Source organism: Pseudomonas oryzihabitans (assembly GCF_024652905.1).
In the GTDB taxonomy this organism is placed as follows: Bacteria; Pseudomonadota; Gammaproteobacteria; order Pseudomonadales; family Pseudomonadaceae; genus Chryseomonas; species Chryseomonas benzopyrenica.
In genome coordinates, this window is sequence record NZ_CP102428.1 from 1,980,219 (window position 1) to 1,997,261 (window position 17,043).

Sequence of the window (17,043 nt, forward strand, 5' to 3'; positions counted from 1 at the left end):
CCATGGACCTTACCGGCAAGACCGCCCTGGTCACCGGCTCCACCAGCGGCATCGGCCTGGGCATCGCCCAGCGCCTGGCCGCCGCTGGCGCCACCCTCATCCTCAACGGCTTCGGCGATCCCGCTGCGGCCCAGGCCAGCCTCCCCGGCCACTCAGGTTTCCACGGGGCCGACCTGTCCAGGCCGGAGGAGATCGAAGACCTCTTCGCCTACGCCAAACGCGACTTCGGCGGCGTGGACATCCTGGTCAACAACGCCGGCATCCAGCACGTTGCGCCGCTGGAAGACTTTCCGGTGGAGCGCTGGGACGCGGTGATCGCCCTCAATCTCTCGGCCGTCTTCCACACCACTCGCCTGGCGCTGCCGAGCATGCGCGAACGCGATTGGGGACGCATCGTCAACATCTCCTCGGTGCACGGCCTGGTGGCTTCCACTGGCAAGGCGGCCTACGTGGCCGCCAAGCATGGTGTGGTGGGCCTGACCAAGGTCACGGCCCTGGAGACCGCTCGCACCGGCATCACCTGCAACGCGCTCTGCCCGGGTTTCGTGCTCACCCCGCTGATCCAGCAGCAGCTGGACAGCCGTGGCAGCGATCCGGACCAGGCCCGTCGCGACCTGCTCAGCGAGAAGCAGCCCTCGCAGGAATTCGTCACCACCGACCAGCTGGGCGAGCTGGCGCTGTTCCTGTGCAGCGACGCCGCCGCCCAGGTGCGCGGCGCCGCCTGGACCATGGACGGCGGCTGGACCGCCCAATAACGACAAGAGGATCTCTGCCATGAACAAGCTCTACCCCAACGCCGCGGCCGCCCTCGACGGGCTGGTCAGCGACGGCATCACCCTGGCCGTAGGCGGCTTCGGCCTCTGCGGCATTCCCGAGGCGCTGATCGCCGCGCTGCGTGACACCGGCGCCCGCGAGCTGACCGCCATCAGCAACAACGCCGGAGTCGATGGCTTCGGCCTCGGCCAACTGCTGGAGACCCGGCAGATCCGCAAGATGATTTCCTCCTACGTGGGCGAGAACAAGGAATTCGAGCGCCAGTACCTGGCCGGCGAGCTGGAACTGGAATTCACGCCCCAGGGCACCCTGGCCGAGAAACTGCGCGCCGGTGGCGCCGGCATCCCGGCGTTCTATACCCGCACCGGCTACGGCACCCTGGTGGCCGACGGCAAGGAGGTGCGCGACTTCAATGGCCAGCCCCATGTCATGGAACTGGCGCTGACCGCCGACGTGGCCCTGGTCAAGGCGCTGCGCGCCGACAAGGCCGGCAACCTGGTCTTCAACAAGACCGCGCGCAACTTCAATCCGCTGTGCGCCATGGCCGGTCGCGTCTGCGTGGCCGAGGTGGAAGAGCTGGTGGAAGTCGGTGAGCTGGACCCCGACCAGATCCACCTGCCCGGCATCTTCGTGCAGCGCCTGGTGGTCAACGCAAGCCCTGAGAAACGCATCGAGAAACGCACCCTGAGCGAGGAGAAGTAAGATGGCCTGGACCCGTGAACAGATGGCGCAACGCGCCGCCCGGGAGCTGCAGGACGGCTTCTACGTCAACCTCGGCATCGGCTTGCCGACCCTCGTCGCCAACTACATCCCCGCCGGCATGGACGTCTGGCTGCAGTCGGAAAACGGCCTGCTGGGCATCGGCCCCTTCCCCACCGCCGAGACGGTCGATCCGGACCTGATCAACGCCGGCAAGCAGACCGTCACCGCCCTGCCCGGCAGCAGCTATTTCGACAGCGCCACCAGCTTCGGCATGATCCGCGGCGGCCATGTGAACCTGGCCATCCTCGGCGCCATGCAGGTGTCGGAAAAAGGCGATCTGGCCAACTGGATGATCCCCGGGAAGATGGTCAAGGGCATGGGCGGCGCCATGGACCTGGTGGCTGGCGTGCAGCGCGTGGTGGTGCTGATGGAGCACACCGCCAAGGGTGCCCACAAGATCCTGCCAGCCTGCGACCTGCCGCTGACCGGGGTTGGCGTGGTCGACCTGATCATCACCGACCTGGCCGTGCTGGAGGTGACCGAAGGCGGCCTGAAACTGGTGGAGCTGGCCGAAGGCGTGAGCCTCGATGAACTGCGCGCCGCCACCGGCGCCCCCATCCAGGCCTGAGGAGATCCCAGCCATGCAAGACGTCGTCATCGTCGCCGCCACCCGCACCGCGGTCGGCAGTTTCCAGGGCTCCCTGGCCAATGTGCCCGCGGTGGAGCTTGGCGCCACCGTCATCCGCGCCCTGCTGGAACAGACCGGCGTGGCCCCAGCCGCGGTGGATGAAGTCATCCTCGGCCAGGTGCTCACCGCCGGTGCGGGCCAGAATCCGGCGCGCCAGGCGGCGGTCAGGGCCGGCCTGCCCCACGAGGTGCCGGCCCTGACCCTGAACAAGGTCTGTGGCTCCGGCCTCAAGGCGGTGCAGCTGGCGGTCCAGGCGATCCGCTGCGGCGACGCCGAGATCGTCGTCGCCGGCGGCATGGAGAACATGAGCCTGGCGCCCTATGTGCTGCCCAAGGTACGCACCGGCTTGCGCCTGGGCCATGCTGAGCTGGTCGACACCATGATCAGCGATGGGCTGTGGGATGCCTTCAACGACTACCACATGGGCCAGACCGCGGAGAATCTGGTGCAGAAATACGGCATCAGCCGCGAGGCCCAGGATGCCTTCGCTGCACGCTCCCAGCAGCGCGCCGCGGCAGCGGTGGAGTCCGGGCGGTTCCGCGAGGAGATCACCCCGGTGACCATCCCCCAGCGTAAAGGCGAACCGCTACTGTTCGACACCGACGAAGGCATTCGCGCCGACACCACCGCCGAAGGTCTGGCGCGCCTGCGTCCAGCCTTCACCAAGGACGGCAGCGTCACCGCGGGCAACGCCTCCAGCCTCAACGATGGCGCCGCTGCCGTGCTGGTGATGAGCGCGGCCAAGGCCGCCGCCCTGGGGCTCACGCCGCTGGCCCATATCGCCGCCTATGCCAGCGCGGGAGTGGATCCGGCGATCATGGGTATCGGCCCGGTCTCGGCCACCCGCAAGACGCTGGAAAAAGCCGGCTGGCGGCTGGCCGATCTGGATCTGATCGAAGCCAACGAAGCCTTCGCCGCCCAGGCCCTGGCGGTGGGCCAGGAGCTGGGCTGGGATAACGAGAGGGTCAACGTCAACGGCGGCGCCATCGCCCTGGGCCACCCCATCGGCGCCTCCGGTTGCCGGGTGCTGGTGACCCTGCTCCACGAATTGCGCCGCCGTGACGGTCGACGGGGTTTGGCGACCCTGTGCATCGGTGGCGGCCAGGGCGTGGCCCTGGCGGTGGAGCGGCGTTAAAGCCTATCGCGGCCATGGGCCGCTCCTACAGGTCCGGACACCACCGTAGGAGCGGCCCATGGCCGCGATCAATGCATCACCGTCCCGCACTACATTCCCACAAAAAACAACAACAAAAGGACCTCCCATGAGCTCAACCCCTTCCCGCGATTCGCGCAGCGCGCGGTTCGCCCTGGCCTGTTCCAACTGGGCCGAACGCTGGTTTCCCGATTCCTGGGTCTTCGCGGTGCTCGCCGTGGCCGTGGTGGCCCTGGCCGCCCTGGGCATGGGTGCACCGGCGGCCACCACCGCCAAGGCCTTCGGCGATGGCTTCTGGAGTCTGATCCCCTTCACCATGCAGATGGCCTTCGTGGTCATCGGCGGCTATGTGGTCGCCAGTTCCGGCCCGGCCGGGCGCCTGATCGAACGCCTGGCGCGGGTGCCGCGCACCGGACGCGGCGCGGTGTGCTGGGTGGCCCTGGTGGCCATGCTCGCCTCCCTGCTCAACTGGGGTCTGAGCCTGGTGTTCGGCGGCCTGCTGGTGCGCGCCCTGGCCCGCCGCGAAGAACTCAAGATGGACTATCGCGCCGCCGGCGCCGCGGCCTACCTGGGCCTGGGCGCGGTCTGGGCGCTGGGGCTGTCGTCGTCGGCGGCGCAGCTGCAGGCCAATCCGGCCAGCCTGCCGCCCTCGATCCTCGCCATCACCGGGGTGATCCCCTTCAGCCAGACGCTTTTCCTCTGGCAATCAGGCGCCCTGCTGCTGGTGCTGCTGGTGGTCTCGGCGGTGATCGCCTATGTCACCGCACCGGGACCAGACAGCGCGCGCGATGCCCGCGCCTGTGGCGTCGACGTCACCCCGGCGCCCAAGCCGGCCGCGAAGCCGACCCGTCCGGGCGAATGGCTGGAATACAGCCCGATCCTGATCATCCTGCTGGTGCTGCTCGCCGCCGGTTGGTTGATCCAGGAATTCGCCAGCAAGCCGGCCATCGAGGCCATCTCCGGGCTGAACACCTACAATCTGCTGTTCATCTCCCTGGGCGCCCTGCTGCATTGGCGACCCCGGCACTTCCTCGACGCCGTGGCCCGCGCGGTACCGGCCACCACCGGGGTGTTGATCCAGTTTCCGCTGTACGGCTCCATCGCCGCCATCCTGACCAAGGTCAACGGCGCCGACGGCCAGACCCTGGCGCACCATATTGCAGCGTTCTTCACCCAGATCGCCACCCACGACACCTTCGCCCTGCTGATGGGCGTCTATTCGGCGCTGCTGGGGTTCTTCATCCCCTCGGGTGGGGGCAAGTGGATCATCGAGGCGCCCTATGTGATGCAGGTGGCCAACGACCTGCAGTATCACCTGGGCTGGGCCGTGCAGATCTACAACGCCGCCGAGGCCCTGCCGAATCTGATCAATCCCTTCTACATGCTGCCGCTGCTGGGCGTGCTGGGGCTGAAGGCGCGCGACCTGGTCGGCTTTTCCTTCGTGCAGCTGCTGGTCCATGCACCCCTGGTGCTGGTGCTGCTGTGGCTGTTGGGGGGAACGTTGGCGTATCTGCTGCCGGTACACCCGTAGCTCGGGTGGGGCGCGGACGATGAAGCGGGAGGGGTAAAGCGGAAGCCGGCTGAATCTCAGCCGGCGATGGCCAGGCGGGTGCTGTCGATGATGGCCTGCAGGCGGCTTGGGCTGCTGTATTCGTCACGATAGATCCGGCGGGTGTGCTTGGCCACGCCATGTTCGTTGACGACGATGAAGGAAAAACCCCGTTTGCTGGGGGCGTCGATGACGCAGCTCATCGGCGCGAAAGCGGCGCTGAGGGCATGCATGGCGTTCTGGGCTTGGGCTTGTATGTTCATGACTTCAGTTGTAAACCTCACGTGTGACGCTGCTATGACAAGGGTCCAGACCGATAGTGCCTAGTCCTTGAATTAATTGTTAGCAATAGACGTGCCGGAATGTAACAAGGCCTTCCGGCACGTCTTTTCCTTACTTGCCAGCCGTCTGCTGGCGACGCTTGGCCCGCCGCGACAGCATGTTCAGCCCCTCGATCAGCGCCGAGAAGGCCATGGCCGCATAGATGTAGCCCTTGGGCACATGGGCGCCGAAACCCTCAGCGATCAGGGTCATGCCGATCATGATCAGGAAGCCCAGCGCCAGCATCACGACGGTGGGGTTCCGGTCGATGAATTTGGCCAGGGGATCGGCCGCCAGCAACATGACGGTCACCGCCACCACCACCGCGATCACCATCACCGGCAGGTGCTCGGTCATGCCCACGGCGGTGATGATGCTGTCCACCGAGAACACCAGATCCAGCAAGAGGATCTGCACGATGGCCGAGCCGAACGCCAGGGTCGCCGTCTCAGCGCCCTTGGTCAGGGCGCTGTCGGGCTCGGGATCGACGTTGTGGTGAATCTCCTTGGTCGCCTTCCACAGGAGGAACAGGCCACCGGCGACGAGGATCAGGTCCTTCCAGGAAAAGCTCTTGCCGAACACCTCGATGATCGGCTCGGTGAGCTGGACGATCCAGGCCACGGTGCCGAGCAGGCCCAGGCGCAGGATCAACGCCAGGCTGATACCGATGCGGCGGCCCTTCTGCTGTTGATGGACAGGCAGCTTGTTGGTGAGGATGGAGATGAAGATCAGGTTGTCGATGCCCAGCACCACCTCCATCACGATCAGGGTAGCCAGGGCAGCCCAGACGGTCGGATCGGCAGCGAGTTGTAGCAGATAGTCCATTGCGGTGCGGTTCCAGTGGGAAGAGAAAGGCCTGACGCGGGGTCAGGCCGTAGGTCTCACCATCAAAGCCTTGGCGGTGTGAAATGCTCGTGAAGACCTCTGCTGCAATTGTTTCAAACTGTCGCAGCGGTACGTCGCTGGACGAAGCGCGCCACGTAGTCGTCGGCCGGCTGGCCGAGGATGTCCGCTGGGGTGCCCACCTGCACCAGCCGACCGTCACGCAGGATGGCGATGCGATTGCCCAGGCGTAGCGCTTCGTCGAGGTCATGGGTGATGAAGACGATGGTCTTGTGCAGGCGCTGTTGCAATTCCAGCAGCTGCTCCTGCATCTCGGCGCGGATCAGCGGATCGAGGGCGGAAAAGGCCTCGTCCATCAGGATGATCTCGGTGTCCGCCGCCAGGGCGCGGGCCAGGCCGACCCGCTGGCGCATGCCGCCGGACAACTGGTGCGGCCACTTGCGCTCGTAACCGGCCAGGCCGACCACCTCCAGCCAGTGCAGCGCCCGCTCCCGGCAGACCGCCTTGGGCTCGCCGCGCACCTTGAGGCCATAGGCAACGTTGTCCAGCACCCGCCGATGCGGCAAGAGACCGAAGCTCTGGAACACCATGCTGACGCGCTGGCGCCGCAACTCGCGCAACGCCGGCAGGGGCAGCTGGAGGATGTCCTGGCCATCGATGAGGATGCGCCCGCTGCTCGGATCGATCAGCCGGTTGAAGTGGCGCACCAGAGTCGACTTGCCGGAACCCGAGAGCCCCATGATGACGAAGATCTCGCCTTCGGCGATCTCCAGGGAGAGATCGTCCACCCCCACCACGCAACCGGTACGGGCGAGGATATCGGCCTTGTCGTGCCCTTCACGGAGCAAGGCCAGGGCTGCCTGCTCGCGCTTGCCGAAGATCTTGGAGACCCGCTCGACGACGATCTTCATCGCTCCACCTCGTGACGCTGGCGGCCATAGGCCTGGGTGATGCGATCGATGACCACGGCGAGGATGACGATGGCCAGGCCCGCCTGCAGGCCCTTGCCCACGTCCAGGGTCTGGATGCCCACCAGGACCTCTTCACCGAGGCCGCGTGCGCCGATCATGGAGGCGATCACCACCATGGACAGCGCCATCATGGTGGTCTGATTGATGCCGGCCATGATGCTTGGCAGCGCCAGCGGCAGCTGCACGCCGAACAGCTGTTGCCAGCGATTGGCGCCAAAGGCGTTGACCGCTTCCATGACCTCGCGATCGACCTGGCGGATACCCAGGTCGGTGAGGCGGATCAGGGGCGGCGCGGCATAGATCACCGTGGCGAAGATCGCCGGCACCTTGCCCAGGCCGAACAGCATCAGCACCGGGATCAGGTACACGAAGCTGGGCATGGTCTGCATGATGTCCAGCAGCGGCATCAGCACCAGGCGCAGGCGAGCGCTGCGGGCGCAGAGGATGCCCAGGGGTATGCCGATGATCACCGCGATGGCGGTGGCCACCAGCACCAGGGCCAGGGTCTGCATCAGCTTGTCCCACAGCCCCAGGGCGCCGACCAGGAACAGCAGTCCGGTGATCAGCAGGGTCGGCAACACCCGGCGGGTGGCATGGGCGGCCAGGGCCGCGACGATCAGCAGCAGCGCCCACCAGGGGGTGCCGCGCAGCAGGCCTTCGAGCCAGACGATGGCCTGCAGCAGGGTGTCGGAGATGGTCCGGAAGACGTCGCCGTAGCGGGTCACCAGCCAGTCGACACCGCGATTGACGGCGTCGGCGAAGGAAAAGGTCAGGCCTTCGGGAAACATCCTAGAGCGCCGCCTGGATCTTGCTGCGCGCCGCCGCGTCGGTCACCCAGGCCTGCCACAGTTCGGGATGGGCCTTGAGCAGCGCCTTGGCGGCGGTGGGGGCGTCCTGCTTGGCTTCGGCCTGTTCGGCCAGGGTGCGGTTGAGCAGCTCGATGGGCACATTGACGCGGCTCAACACGGCGACCAGTTCCGGTGCACCGTCGTGGAAAGGCTTGGAGAGACCGGCCTGCACCTGGATGCGCTTCTCTTCACCGGCGCGCGGCTTGAGTTGCACCATGTCCACGCGCCCCAGCAGCGGCGTCGGCGACCAGTAGTAGGTCAGGATCGGCTGCTTGCGCCGAGTGGCCGAGACGATGGCCGCATCCAGCGCCGGTCCGGTGCCGGGACGAAAGTTGGTGTACTTGTCGCTCAAGCCGTAACTCTGCAGCATCTGGGTGTTTTCCAACTCGCACGTCCAACCGGCCGGGCAGTTGTAGAAACGGCCCTTGCCTGGCTCTTCCGGATCGCGGAACAGCTCGGCATATTGTCCCAGGTCGGCGATGCTCTTCAAGTCGGGGGCCTTGGCGCCCTCGCCTTCCACCAGATAACGCGGCACATACCAGCCTTCGGTGGCGCCTTCGATGGGCGCGCCCACGCCGACCACCTTGCCGGCCGCGGCGGCCTTGTTCCAGGCCTCGCTACGGCCGATCCACTCCTCGGCGAAGACCTGGATGTCATTGTTGCCCAGCGCCTGCTCCAGGGTGATGGAGTTGCCGGGAATGCTGTCCACGGTGCAGTCATAGCCGTGCTGCAGAACGAAACCCATCAACTCGGTGAGCAGCATGCCACTCTCCCAGTTCACCCCGGCGAACTTCACCGGCTGGCTGGCGCACCAGCTGTCGGCCTGGGCGGTGCCGGCGGCGAGCAGGCCAAGGGAAAGGCCGGCGGCCAGGAGGGAACGGCGGGGAAAGGCTATGGGCATGGGTGGCTCCGTCTGCACTGGGAGGGCCAGGGCGGCAGAGCCGTTCCGCTGGCGATCCTACCTTGGTCAGCGGCGCGGGCCCAGGGTTCAGCCAAGGGCCCTGGCGCCGCCGCGGTGAGGCGCGCGGGTGCTGAATCCCGCCTCATGCTCCGGTCGATTGATTGCCGCCACTTCAGCACCAGCGACCGCTCCTGGCCCGTTGCGACACCCGCGCGGACGGCCGCTGCGCTCGAACTTTGCCCGCGCTCGGCTCTTCTACCGGGGACACCCACGCGGAGCCGATCATGCGTATCCATCACCTCAACTGCGGCTGCATGTGCCCCCTGGGCGGGGCGCTGTACGACGGTTTCAGCCATGGCCTTGCCGCCCACCTCGCCTGTCATTGCCTGCTGGTGGAAACCGACCGGGACGGTCTGGTGCTGGTGGATACCGGTTTTGGCGAAGCCGATCTGCGGGAGCGGGGCCGGCGGCTGAGTCCCTTCTTCCGGCTGATGAATCGCATCCAGTACGACCCCGAGCTCAGCGCCCTGGCGCAGATTCGCCGCCTGGGTTTTCGTCCGGGCGATGTTCGCCATATCGTGCTGACCCACCTGGACTTCGATCACGCCGGTGGCCTGGATGACTTTCCCCAGGCCCAGGTCCATGTGCTCCAGCGTGAATGGGACGCCCAGCGCCAGCGCCACGGCTTCATCGGCCGCCGTCGCTACAGCCCGGCGCAGTGGGAAGGGATCCGCCATTGGAATTTCCATGAACCCCGGGGTGAGCAGTGGAACGGCTTTGCCAGCGTGCGTGACCTGCCTGGGCTGCCGCCGGAGATCCTGATGATCCCGCTGCCCGGTCATACCCCGGGCCATGCCGGCATCGCCATCCAGCATGAGGGCGGCTGGCTGCTGCACGCTGGTGACGCCTACTTCTACCGCGACGAGATGCGACAGGCCGAACGCCACTGCACACCGGGCCTGAGGTTCTACCAGCGGCTGATGGAAGCCGACCGCACCAGTCGCCTGGACAACCAAGCGCGCCTGCGCGAACTTTCCCTGCGCCAGGATCTGGGGCTGACGCTGTTTTGCAGCCATGACCTGGTGGAGTTTCGGCAATTGCAGGAGGGTAAGCGAGCGTAGGTTGGGCTAAGCGCAGCGAAGCCCAATAGGACCTAGGCCGAACTCCTCAATGTTGGGCTTCGACGATGGGGCCGTCTCAACCCAACCTACGACGCGACCCGCCACTGCGGTCCCGTAGGTTGGGCTGAGCGCAGCGAAGCCCAACAGGACCTAGGCCGAACTCCTCAATGTTGGGCTTCGACGGTGGAGCCGTCTCAACCCAACCTACGACGCAACCCGCCACTGCAGTCCCGTAGGTTGGGCTGAGCACAGCGAAGCCCAACGGGATCAGTCCTCAATGTTGGGCTTCGACGATGGAGCCGTCTCAAGCCAATTTACGCAATCACCGGATAGCCCTGCTCCACCGCCTCGCGGCGCCAGTCCAGCAGGGGCAGATAGGTCACCTCGTCTACTGCGGTGAAGCCCTCGATGGCGAGGCACTCGGCCAGCGTAGGATCGGCGGCCAGGCTGTCGCTCAGCGCTCTACGCAAAGCCTCAACCTCTGCATCGGACCGGCTGGCGGCGGTGATGAAGGGCAGCGCTGGACTCGGGCGGGTGCGTTGCAGGAGGCGCAGACAGGCGACCCGCTCGGGTTGGGCGCGCTGCAGATAGCCATAGGTCACGGCATCCACCGCGGCCACATCGGCATGGCCTTGCTGCAACAGCGCCAGGCTGTTGGCGTGGCTCTCGCTGACGATCACCTCACCAAAGAAGCGGCCACGCTCGGCCAGGGGCGCCACGGCGAGGCGCAGGAGATTCATGCCGCTGTTGGAATCCAGGCCATTGAGCGCCACTCGCTTGCCGCGCAGATCGGCCAGGCTGGCCACATCCAGGGCGTCGGGCACCAGGATGAAGGCGCAGTGCTCGGCCTCATTGCAACCCTCGAAGCGATAGCGCGGCGCCGCCACCAGACGCACCTGACCGCGCAGGCGGGTCGCCCAGGGATAGCCACAGGTCTGGGCCAGCAGCAGCTCTGGATGATTCCAGAGCGCCGGCAGTTCCTCGGGTGCGGATTCGAGGGTCGCCTCCAGGCGCAGCGCCACGGCCTCGGCGAGCTGGCGATAGGAGTCGCGCACCTCGGCGGGCTCGACGTACATGATAAGGGCGGCGACGGTCATGGGCGGCTCCTGCACGGAAAACCGCCATTATCCCCTATCGCTGCGCCTAGAGCGCAGCCTTCACCCGCTCGGCATTTTCCGCTGGCAGCCAGGACGTCCAGACCTCGGGGTGCTCCTTGAGGAAACGCTTGGCCACGACCTGGGCATCTTCGCGTTTCTCGGCCATGCCGGCGAGGATGCCGTTGAACTGGTCGAGGGGGAATTCGACCTTCTCGAACAGGGCCACCAGGGCCGGCGCCTTGTCGTGCAGGTCGCGGGAGACGCCGATGGTGATCTTGGCCGGTAGCGAGCGCGACGGCAGCGGATCGGGGTTCTTCGGATCCGACAGGGTATCCCAGGCCTTCTGGCTGAACGGTGGTTCTTCCAGCTGGACCAGCTTGTAGCGGCCCATCAGCGGTGTCGGCGACCAATAGTAGAAGAGCACCGGTTCGCCGCGGCGCATGGCGGTGGCGATGGCGGCGTCCAGCGCGGGGCCGGTACCGGTGCGGAAGTTGGTGTAGCTGTCGGTGAGCTTGTAGGCCTTGAGCTTCTGGCTGTTGACGATCTCGCAGGTCCAGCCGGTCGGGCAGTTCAGGAAGCGGCCCTTGCCCGGCTCTTCGGGATCGCGGAACAACTCTTTATAACGTGGCAGATCGGCCACGCTCTTGAGATCCGGCGCCTTGGCCTGGATGCCGCGCTCAGGATCGCCCTTGACCAGGTATTCCGGCACCCACCAGCCCTCGGTGGCGCCCTTGACCGTCTCGCCGACGGCGAACACCTTGCCGGCCTGTTCCGCGGCGCGCCAGGCCGGACTGCGCCCGGCCCACTGCTCGCCGGTGACCTGGATGTCGTTTTGCGCCAGGGCGTTTTCCAGGGTCACGGTGTTGCCCGGTACGCTGTCGGTCTGGCAACCGTAGCCCTTCTCCACCAGCAGGCGCAGGACCTCGGTGGTGAACATGCCACTCTCCCAGTTGGGGCCGGCGAATTTCACCGTCTTTGGATAGGGACAGCCGCCATCGGCGGCAAAGGCCAGTGGCGCGATGGCGAAACTGGCGAGGGTCAGGGCGAAACGCAGGCGCATGGGCAATTTCTCCGACAAGGGACGTAGGCCTTTCGACCCAAGGTATGGCCATTCGTCGCCGCGGGCCAGAGCTATTTCACAGCGGACCGCCCTCGGCGGTCTTGCGCAGGCCGGCGATCACCGTTTCGCCGGTTTCCCGGGCCAGCTCGGCGTACCAGGCCTGGGTGGCCAGGGGCTCATGACCGTGGGTGATCTCGCAGCGATTGCGCGCCCGCGCGACGATCCCGGCGACCCGCTCCAGCCGGGCTGCTTCATAGGCCTGGAGCGCTGCCAGGGGATCCTGTTCGGCGTCCAGGCAGCGCGCCAGCACCCAGGCGTCCTCCATGGCCTGGCAACCGCCCTGCCCCAGATCCGGCGCCATGGCATGGGCGGAATCGCCCAGGAGCGCCACCCGGCCCTGTACCAGGGTCGGCAGCGGCCGGGTGTCATGAATTTCCACCCGCGCCACGCCCTGAGGATCCAGCCGTTCGATCAGCCGTTGCACCGGCGGTGCCCAGCCGGCGAAGTGCTCGGCCAGCTCCGCGCGGTAACGGCTACGGTCGTTGGGTGTGCCCTTGGGCAGGGGTACATCGAAGAAGAAGTAGAATTCATCGCCGCCCATGGGCATCAGGGAGACTCGCTGATGCGCCCCGACGAATTGCGCCCAGTCGTGGGCCTCGGCCAGATCAGGCGCGACCCTCACCCGCCCGTTCCAGTTCACGTAGCCGCAATACTCACGGGTGATGGCCCGGCCCACCACCCGGTCGCGCAGGCGCGAGTGGGTACCGTCGGCGGCGATCAGCAGATCGGCCCGCTCGCGACGCCCGTCGCCAAGGTTCACGGTCACCCCGTCCGCGTCCTGCTCGAAGCCCTCGCAGCCGACTCCCAGGGTCACCTGATCGGCGCCCACGGCGTCCAGCAGGAGGCGCTGCAGGTAGGCACGGGCGATGGGCCGTGCCGGTCGGCCCACGGCTGTGTAGAGCGGCAGCAGGCTGAAGTGGGTGAGCAACTGTCCCTGGTGGTCGCGGTAGCTCATGGTCTGCATGTCGCCACTGACCGCGGCGATGGCGGGCCCCAGTCCCAGGTGTTCGAGTACCTTGACGCCGTTGGGCCAGATGGAGATGGCCGCGCCGATGGGTGCGAGGTCCTGCGCCCGCTCGAACAGGCGGACCCGGTGTCCGGCCTGCTGCAGTGCCAGGGCGGCGGTGAGACCGCCCATGCCGGCACCGGCGATGATGATGTCGAGAGATGGCATGACGGACCTCGTTGGCCGGTAACGGATGCCTTGAGCAAGCAATTTCCTGACCAGGTGGTCAGGTATTGGAATCAGGCCGCTGGCGAAACGAGCGGGGTCGGAAAACGCACCAGCCTGGTGCCCTGCGACCACTCGTCGCTTCGTTTCTAGGCAAGTTGCCCTTCGTCGGCTCGCATGACGCATTCCAGAGCTCTTCTATACTCCTAAGGTAGTCGCCAGTTGCGTTGTACCCAGCGTTCGCCATCCACAGAGGCCCGCTTGCGGCGACCACAGCGGGTGAGGAGCAGGATCATGATCAATCATGTCTGGGGCCTGCTGGCCCATCCCGATCGCGAGTGGCAACAGATTCGTCGCGAAGGGGAAACGGTCGGGCACTTCTTTGCCCATCATGTCGCCTTGCTGGCGGCCATTCCCGTCGTCGCGTCCCTGGTGGGCACCACCACCTTCGGTTGGCGCTTCGGCGGCGGTGAAGCCCATGTGCTGGATCTACCCACGGCGGCGGTACTGGCGGTCATCAGCTATGCGCTGATCATGGCGGCGGTGGTGGCCATGGGGCATGTGATCCACTGGCTGGCGCGGCGCTATCCGGATCGGCCCAGTGCCAATCGTTGCATTCTGTTCGCCGGCTACGTGGCCACGCCCATGCTGTTGAGTGGCCTGGTGGGTTTCTATCCGCTGGTGTGGCTGTGCGCCATCGCCGGCATCGTCGGCCTGGCCTATTCGGCCTACCTGCTCTATACCGGCATCCCCTCCTTCCTCAATATCGATCAACGGGAAGGCTTCATCATGTCCGGCTCCACCCTGGCCATCGGGGTGCTGGTGCTGGAGGTGCTGATGGCTACCACGGTGCTGATGTGGGGTTACGGCCCGGAGCTGTTCGGCTGATCGAACGTCGCTCTGCCGTTGGCAAAAAGCCCGGATCGGTGACCGATCCGGGCTTTTTGTTGGCAAGCGGCTAGCGGCGGGAAAAGCCGTAGAGATCCATGGCCAGGATGCCATGGGCGATGCCGTCGTGATGGACGCTGAAGGTGCCTTCGGGGTCCGCCGCGCCCAAGGCGACGAACAAGGGCAGCAGGTGCTCGTCGGTAGGATGCGCCTGTCGGGCCTGGGGCGCCTGGCGACGGTAGTCGAGCAAGGCGTCCAGATCTCGCTCGCGCAATCGATGTTGAATCCACTGCTGGAAGTCCCGCACATAGCCTGGGGACTCAGCGCCCCCACGACGGAAGTGACCGAGGTTGTGGGTCAGGCTGCCTGAACCGATCAGCAGGGTATCCGCCGGCAGCACCCTGGCCAGCGCCTGGCCCAGGGCATAGTGGTAGTCCGGCCCGCGGGTGGCGCTCATCGACAGCGGCACCACGGGGATTTGCGCGTCGGGATAGAGATAGCGCAAAGGTACCCAGGCGCCGTGATCCAGTCCCTGCGCTTCCGTCTCGGCCTCCCAGCCCTGGTCACGTAGCCCTTGCGCCAGCTGCTCGGCCAGGGCCGGAGCGCCAGGCGCGGGATAGTCCAGTTGGTAGAGGGCCTCGGGAAAACCATAGAAGTCATGGACGGTAGCCGGCCGCTTGGCGCTGCCGAACAGCGGAACCCGGGTATCGAAGTGCGCCGAGACCACAACGATGGCGGCCGGGGTCGGCAGCGACCGTCCCAGGTCGCGCCAGGCCGTTCCCGCTGCGCCGGCGTCGAGCGCCTCCATGGGCGAACCGTGAGAAACGAACAGGGTGGGAAGCGACATGGTGGCGACCTCTGAGCAGGGTTCAGGAACGCTTGCGGGCATCCCAGGAGAGCTGGCCAGCGCCCAGCAGTGCCAGGGCGGCGGCGGTCACGGCGAGAAAGACCGGATATTCCCAGCCACCGTCGGGATTGGAAAAGGACCAGCCGTTGCCGAAATGGACCGTTGCCGCGGCGAACAGTTGGACGGCGGCCACTGCCGCGACCGGACGCACCCAGACGCCCAGGATCAGCAGCACGCCCGCGCCCAACTCGAAGAAGGTGACCGGATAGGCCAGCCAGCCGGGAAAGCCCACCGAAGCGAAGAAACCCGCGGTGCCTGGCAAGGTGAACACCAGCAGCTTGGTCAGGCCATGGGCCAGGAACATGGTGCCCAGAGCCAGGCGCAGCAATAGGGCGGCATAGGACGAAGTACGATCGGTCATGCTGATTCTCGAGCAGGGAAAGATGACCCATTGTCCTGTTTCCAACGCGCGAATAAAGGTGCACTCTGGGAATGAACTGTGCACGTTATGGAAACAATCCTTGGATACCCTGAGAGCCCTGCAGGCCTTCATCAAGATCGTCGAACTGGGTAGCCTGACCGCGGCGGCGGAACGGCTGGAGCTCTCGCGCTCGGCGCTCACCAAGCATCTGGCCGCCCTGGAGCGACACTACGGCACCCGGCTGCTGCAACGTACCACCCGCACCCTGAGCCTGACCGAGGCCGGACGCACCCTCCATGAAGGGCTGGTGCCCCTGCTGGGCGATCTGGAGGCCCTCGAACAGCGCCTGCAGGAAGGTCACGAGCGCCCGCAGGGACGCCTCAGGGTCAGTGCGCCCCTGACCTTTGGCGTGCGCCACCTGGCACCGCTGGTGAGCAGTTTCCTGCACGAATACCCCGAGGTCGCCATCGATCTGGAGCTGAGCGATCGTCAGGTGCGCCTGGTCGAAGAAGGCTTCGATCTGGCCGTGCGCATCGGCGATCTCAGCGATTCCAGCCTGGTGGCTCAACCCCTGGGGGCGGTGGAATTGTTCATTTGCGCCGCGCCCGCCTATCTGCAGCGCCACGGTCGTCCCGAGCACCCGGCCGAACTACGCGAGCACCGCTGCCTGCTCTACAGCTACGCCAGCGATGGCGATCTCTGGGAATTCCAGCGTGACGGTGAGCGCCTGCAGGTCAAGGTCAGTGGGCCCTTGCGCGCCAACAATGGCAGTGTCCTGCACCAGGCGGCGCTGGACGGCCATGGGATCATTCGCCAACCGGACTTCCTGGTGGGCGATGACCTGGCGACGGGTCGCCTGCAACGACTGTTCGCCCCTTGGTACACCCAAGCCATCGCCATCCATGCGCTCTATCCCCATCGGCGCCTGGTGCCGGCCAAGGTGCGGCTGTTCATCGCCTGGCTGCAGCGACATCTGGTCACAGCCGAGCACCTGAAAAGACTGCCGTAGGTCGCCGCCGAACGGTCATTGCCGGGGGCTTCGCAGCCTGACGGGGCTTGCCTAGAATCCCTGCCTGTCCCGCCGGCACTGCCGGTTCCTGCGATGGCTGTCGTTCATGTCGACCGAGAATCCTTGCCTCAGCTGTGGCGCCTGCTGCGCCCACTTTCGCGTGTCTTTCTATTGGGGCGAATGCCAGTCGGCAGGCGGCCCGGTGCCCGATTACCTTACCGTCGCGGTCAGCCCCCATCTGGCGGCCATGCAGGGCACCGAGCAGAAGCCGGTACGCTGCGTGGCCCTGCTGGGCGAAGTGGGCTGCGGCACGCGCTGCACCGTCTACGAGAACCGTTCCAGCACCTGCCGCGAGTTCACCGCCGCCTGGGAGAACGGCGAAGCCAATCCCCACTGCGATGCCGCTCGCGCGGCCTATGGCCTGCCGCCGCTGACGCCGCCGTTGCAACCCCATATCTCGCCCGACCGCGTAGCTTAGGCGCTGTACGAAAACTGCCTGCGCTCAGTGATGCTTCGTTGAAAGAACCTTTCGGAATGCTCATTTACCATTTGTAAACTCCGCTTCCTCAAGGTTTTTCGCCTCGCCTCACCATCGCTCGGCGACTTTTCGTTCAGCGCC

19 protein-coding genes are annotated in these 17,043 nt (G+C 66.3%); 9 read left to right on the forward strand and 10 right to left on the reverse strand.

Going from position 1 to position 17,043, the window contains the following annotated elements; all coding sequences use genetic code 11:
- The first annotated feature begins 2 nt into the window (after positions 1-2).
- From NRG74_RS09245 to NRG74_RS09265, 5 genes are all read left to right on the forward strand, one after another.
- Positions 3-755 (forward strand): 3-hydroxybutyrate dehydrogenase, encoded by a 753-nt coding sequence (locus tag NRG74_RS09245; RefSeq protein WP_017641835.1) that lies wholly within the window; start codon positions 3-5, stop codon positions 753-755.
- Between the two features lie 19 nt (positions 756-774).
- Positions 775-1,476: a CoA transferase subunit A gene (locus tag NRG74_RS09250; protein ID WP_257706342.1), complete on the forward strand. Its 702-nt coding sequence runs from the start codon at positions 775-777 to the stop codon at positions 1,474-1,476.
- Between the two features lies 1 nt (position 1,477).
- Positions 1,478-2,104: a CoA transferase subunit B gene (locus tag NRG74_RS09255; RefSeq protein WP_017641837.1), complete on the forward strand. Its 627-nt coding sequence runs from the start codon at positions 1,478-1,480 to the stop codon at positions 2,102-2,104.
- Between the two features lie 13 nt (positions 2,105-2,117).
- Positions 2,118-3,299: an acetyl-CoA C-acetyltransferase gene (locus NRG74_RS09260; RefSeq protein ID WP_257706343.1), complete on the forward strand. Its 1,182-nt coding sequence runs from the start codon at positions 2,118-2,120 to the stop codon at positions 3,297-3,299.
- A 127-nt stretch (positions 3,300-3,426) separates the two neighbouring features.
- Positions 3,427-4,848, forward strand: coding sequence for a short-chain fatty acid transporter (locus tag NRG74_RS09265; protein WP_257706344.1), 1,422 nt, complete (start codon positions 3,427-3,429; stop codon positions 4,846-4,848).
- Positions 4,849-4,904: 56 nt separating this feature from the next.
- On the opposite strand, the gene NRG74_RS09270 is transcribed toward NRG74_RS09265, so the two are convergent.
- From NRG74_RS09270 to NRG74_RS09290, 5 genes are all read right to left on the reverse strand, one after another.
- Complete coding sequence (locus NRG74_RS09270) at positions 4,905-5,129, reverse strand: hypothetical protein (RefSeq protein WP_017641840.1); 225 nt, start codon at positions 5,127-5,129, stop codon at positions 4,905-4,907.
- A 130-nt stretch (positions 5,130-5,259) separates the two neighbouring features.
- Positions 5,260-6,012, reverse strand: a complete 753-nt coding sequence (locus NRG74_RS09275) for a TerC family protein (RefSeq protein WP_257706345.1) — start codon at positions 6,010-6,012, stop codon at positions 5,260-5,262.
- A gap of 113 nt (positions 6,013-6,125) precedes the next feature.
- Positions 6,126-6,941: a quaternary amine ABC transporter ATP-binding protein gene (locus NRG74_RS09280; protein ID WP_257706346.1), complete on the reverse strand. Its 816-nt coding sequence runs from the start codon at positions 6,939-6,941 to the stop codon at positions 6,126-6,128.
- A complete protein-coding gene (locus tag NRG74_RS09285; protein ID WP_017641843.1) occupies positions 6,938-7,789 on the reverse strand; it encodes an ABC transporter permease in 852 nt (283 codons plus the stop codon). Before NRG74_RS09285 ends, NRG74_RS09280 begins: the two co-directional genes overlap by 4 nt.
- Before the next feature lies 1 nt (position 7,790).
- Positions 7,791-8,750, reverse strand: coding sequence for an ABC transporter substrate-binding protein (locus tag NRG74_RS09290; protein ID WP_160922979.1), 960 nt, complete (start codon positions 8,748-8,750; stop codon positions 7,791-7,793).
- Positions 8,751-9,034: 284 nt separating this feature from the next.
- Between NRG74_RS09290 and NRG74_RS09295 the strand changes: the two genes are divergently transcribed.
- On the forward strand, positions 9,035-9,871 hold the full coding sequence (locus tag NRG74_RS09295; RefSeq protein WP_257706347.1) for an MBL fold metallo-hydrolase: 837 nt from the start codon (positions 9,035-9,037) through the stop codon (positions 9,869-9,871).
- 314 nt (positions 9,872-10,185) lie between these two features.
- Here the strand turns inward: NRG74_RS09295 and NRG74_RS09300 are convergent, their stop codons facing one another.
- From NRG74_RS09300 to hpxO, 3 genes are all read right to left on the reverse strand, one after another.
- On the reverse strand, positions 10,186-10,968 hold the full coding sequence (locus NRG74_RS09300) for a phosphate/phosphite/phosphonate ABC transporter substrate-binding protein (protein ID WP_257706348.1): 783 nt from the start codon (positions 10,966-10,968) through the stop codon (positions 10,186-10,188).
- Between the two features lie 46 nt (positions 10,969-11,014).
- Positions 11,015-12,028 carry an ABC transporter substrate-binding protein gene (locus tag NRG74_RS09305; protein WP_257706349.1) on the reverse strand — a complete coding sequence of 338 codons (1,014 nt, stop codon included), beginning with the start codon at positions 12,026-12,028 and terminating at the stop codon, positions 11,015-11,017.
- A gap of 76 nt (positions 12,029-12,104) precedes the next feature.
- Positions 12,105-13,262 (reverse strand): FAD-dependent urate hydroxylase HpxO, encoded by a 1,158-nt coding sequence (hpxO, locus tag NRG74_RS09310; protein ID WP_257706350.1) that lies wholly within the window; start codon positions 13,260-13,262, stop codon positions 12,105-12,107.
- A gap of 291 nt (positions 13,263-13,553) precedes the next feature.
- On the opposite strand from hpxO, the gene NRG74_RS09315 reads away from it, so the two are divergent.
- Entirely contained in the window at positions 13,554-14,147 is a 594-nt protein-coding gene (locus NRG74_RS09315) for a Yip1 family protein (protein ID WP_160922974.1), read from the forward strand.
- A 70-nt stretch (positions 14,148-14,217) separates the two neighbouring features.
- Here NRG74_RS09315 and NRG74_RS09320 read toward each other — a convergent pair whose 3' ends face one another.
- Together NRG74_RS09320 and NRG74_RS09325 are read right to left on the reverse strand one after the other, a co-directional pair.
- Positions 14,218-14,994 (reverse strand): dioxygenase family protein, encoded by a 777-nt coding sequence (locus NRG74_RS09320; protein WP_257706351.1) that lies wholly within the window; start codon positions 14,992-14,994, stop codon positions 14,218-14,220.
- A 22-nt stretch (positions 14,995-15,016) separates the two neighbouring features.
- The gene (locus NRG74_RS09325; protein WP_257706352.1) at positions 15,017-15,415 is read right to left on the reverse strand and encodes a DoxX family protein; all 399 of its coding nucleotides are present in this window, start codon (positions 15,413-15,415) and stop codon (positions 15,017-15,019) included.
- A 100-nt stretch (positions 15,416-15,515) separates the two neighbouring features.
- Between NRG74_RS09325 and NRG74_RS09330 the strand changes: the two genes are divergently transcribed.
- Together NRG74_RS09330 and NRG74_RS09335 are read left to right on the forward strand one after the other, a co-directional pair.
- Complete coding sequence (locus NRG74_RS09330; protein WP_017641852.1) at positions 15,516-16,424, forward strand: LysR family transcriptional regulator; 909 nt, start codon at positions 15,516-15,518, stop codon at positions 16,422-16,424.
- 106 nt (positions 16,425-16,530) lie between these two features.
- Positions 16,531-16,902 carry a YkgJ family cysteine cluster protein gene (locus NRG74_RS09335; protein ID WP_017641853.1) on the forward strand — a complete coding sequence of 124 codons (372 nt, stop codon included), beginning with the start codon at positions 16,531-16,533 and terminating at the stop codon, positions 16,900-16,902.
- The last annotated feature ends 141 nt before the right edge of the window (positions 16,903-17,043 follow it).

Coding starts and splice junctions, on each gene's coding strand:
- NRG74_RS09245 (WP_017641835.1), top strand. CDS start 3: ATGGACCTTACCGGCAAGACCGCCCTGGTCACCGGCTCCACCAGCGGC.
- NRG74_RS09275 (WP_257706345.1), bottom strand. CDS start 6,012: ATGGACTATCTGCTACAACTCGCTGCCGATCCGACCGTCTGGGCTGCC.
- NRG74_RS09250 (WP_257706342.1), top strand. CDS start 775: ATGAACAAGCTCTACCCCAACGCCGCGGCCGCCCTCGACGGGCTGGTC.
- NRG74_RS09260 (WP_257706343.1), top strand. CDS start 2,118: ATGCAAGACGTCGTCATCGTCGCCGCCACCCGCACCGCGGTCGGCAGT.
- NRG74_RS09325 (WP_257706352.1), bottom strand. CDS start 15,415: ATGACCGATCGTACTTCGTCCTATGCCGCCCTATTGCTGCGCCTGGCT.
- NRG74_RS09295 (WP_257706347.1), top strand. CDS start 9,035: ATGCGTATCCATCACCTCAACTGCGGCTGCATGTGCCCCCTGGGCGGG.
- NRG74_RS09305 (WP_257706349.1), bottom strand. CDS start 12,028: ATGCGCCTGCGTTTCGCCCTGACCCTCGCCAGTTTCGCCATCGCGCCA.
- NRG74_RS09290 (WP_160922979.1), bottom strand. CDS start 8,750: ATGCCCATAGCCTTTCCCCGCCGTTCCCTCCTGGCCGCCGGCCTTTCC.
- NRG74_RS09255 (WP_017641837.1), top strand. CDS start 1,478: ATGGCCTGGACCCGTGAACAGATGGCGCAACGCGCCGCCCGGGAGCTG.
- NRG74_RS09315 (WP_160922974.1), top strand. CDS start 13,554: ATGATCAATCATGTCTGGGGCCTGCTGGCCCATCCCGATCGCGAGTGG.
- NRG74_RS09300 (WP_257706348.1), bottom strand. CDS start 10,968: ATGACCGTCGCCGCCCTTATCATGTACGTCGAGCCCGCCGAGGTGCGC.
- NRG74_RS09335 (WP_017641853.1), top strand. CDS start 16,531: ATGTCGACCGAGAATCCTTGCCTCAGCTGTGGCGCCTGCTGCGCCCAC.
- NRG74_RS09320 (WP_257706351.1), bottom strand. CDS start 14,994: ATGTCGCTTCCCACCCTGTTCGTTTCTCACGGTTCGCCCATGGAGGCG.
- NRG74_RS09285 (WP_017641843.1), bottom strand. CDS start 7,789: ATGTTTCCCGAAGGCCTGACCTTTTCCTTCGCCGACGCCGTCAATCGC.
- NRG74_RS09270 (WP_017641840.1), bottom strand. CDS start 5,129: ATGAACATACAAGCCCAAGCCCAGAACGCCATGCATGCCCTCAGCGCC.
- NRG74_RS09265 (WP_257706344.1), top strand. CDS start 3,427: ATGAGCTCAACCCCTTCCCGCGATTCGCGCAGCGCGCGGTTCGCCCTG.
- NRG74_RS09280 (WP_257706346.1), bottom strand. CDS start 6,941: ATGAAGATCGTCGTCGAGCGGGTCTCCAAGATCTTCGGCAAGCGCGAG.
- hpxO (WP_257706350.1), bottom strand. CDS start 13,262: ATGCCATCTCTCGACATCATCATCGCCGGTGCCGGCATGGGCGGTCTC.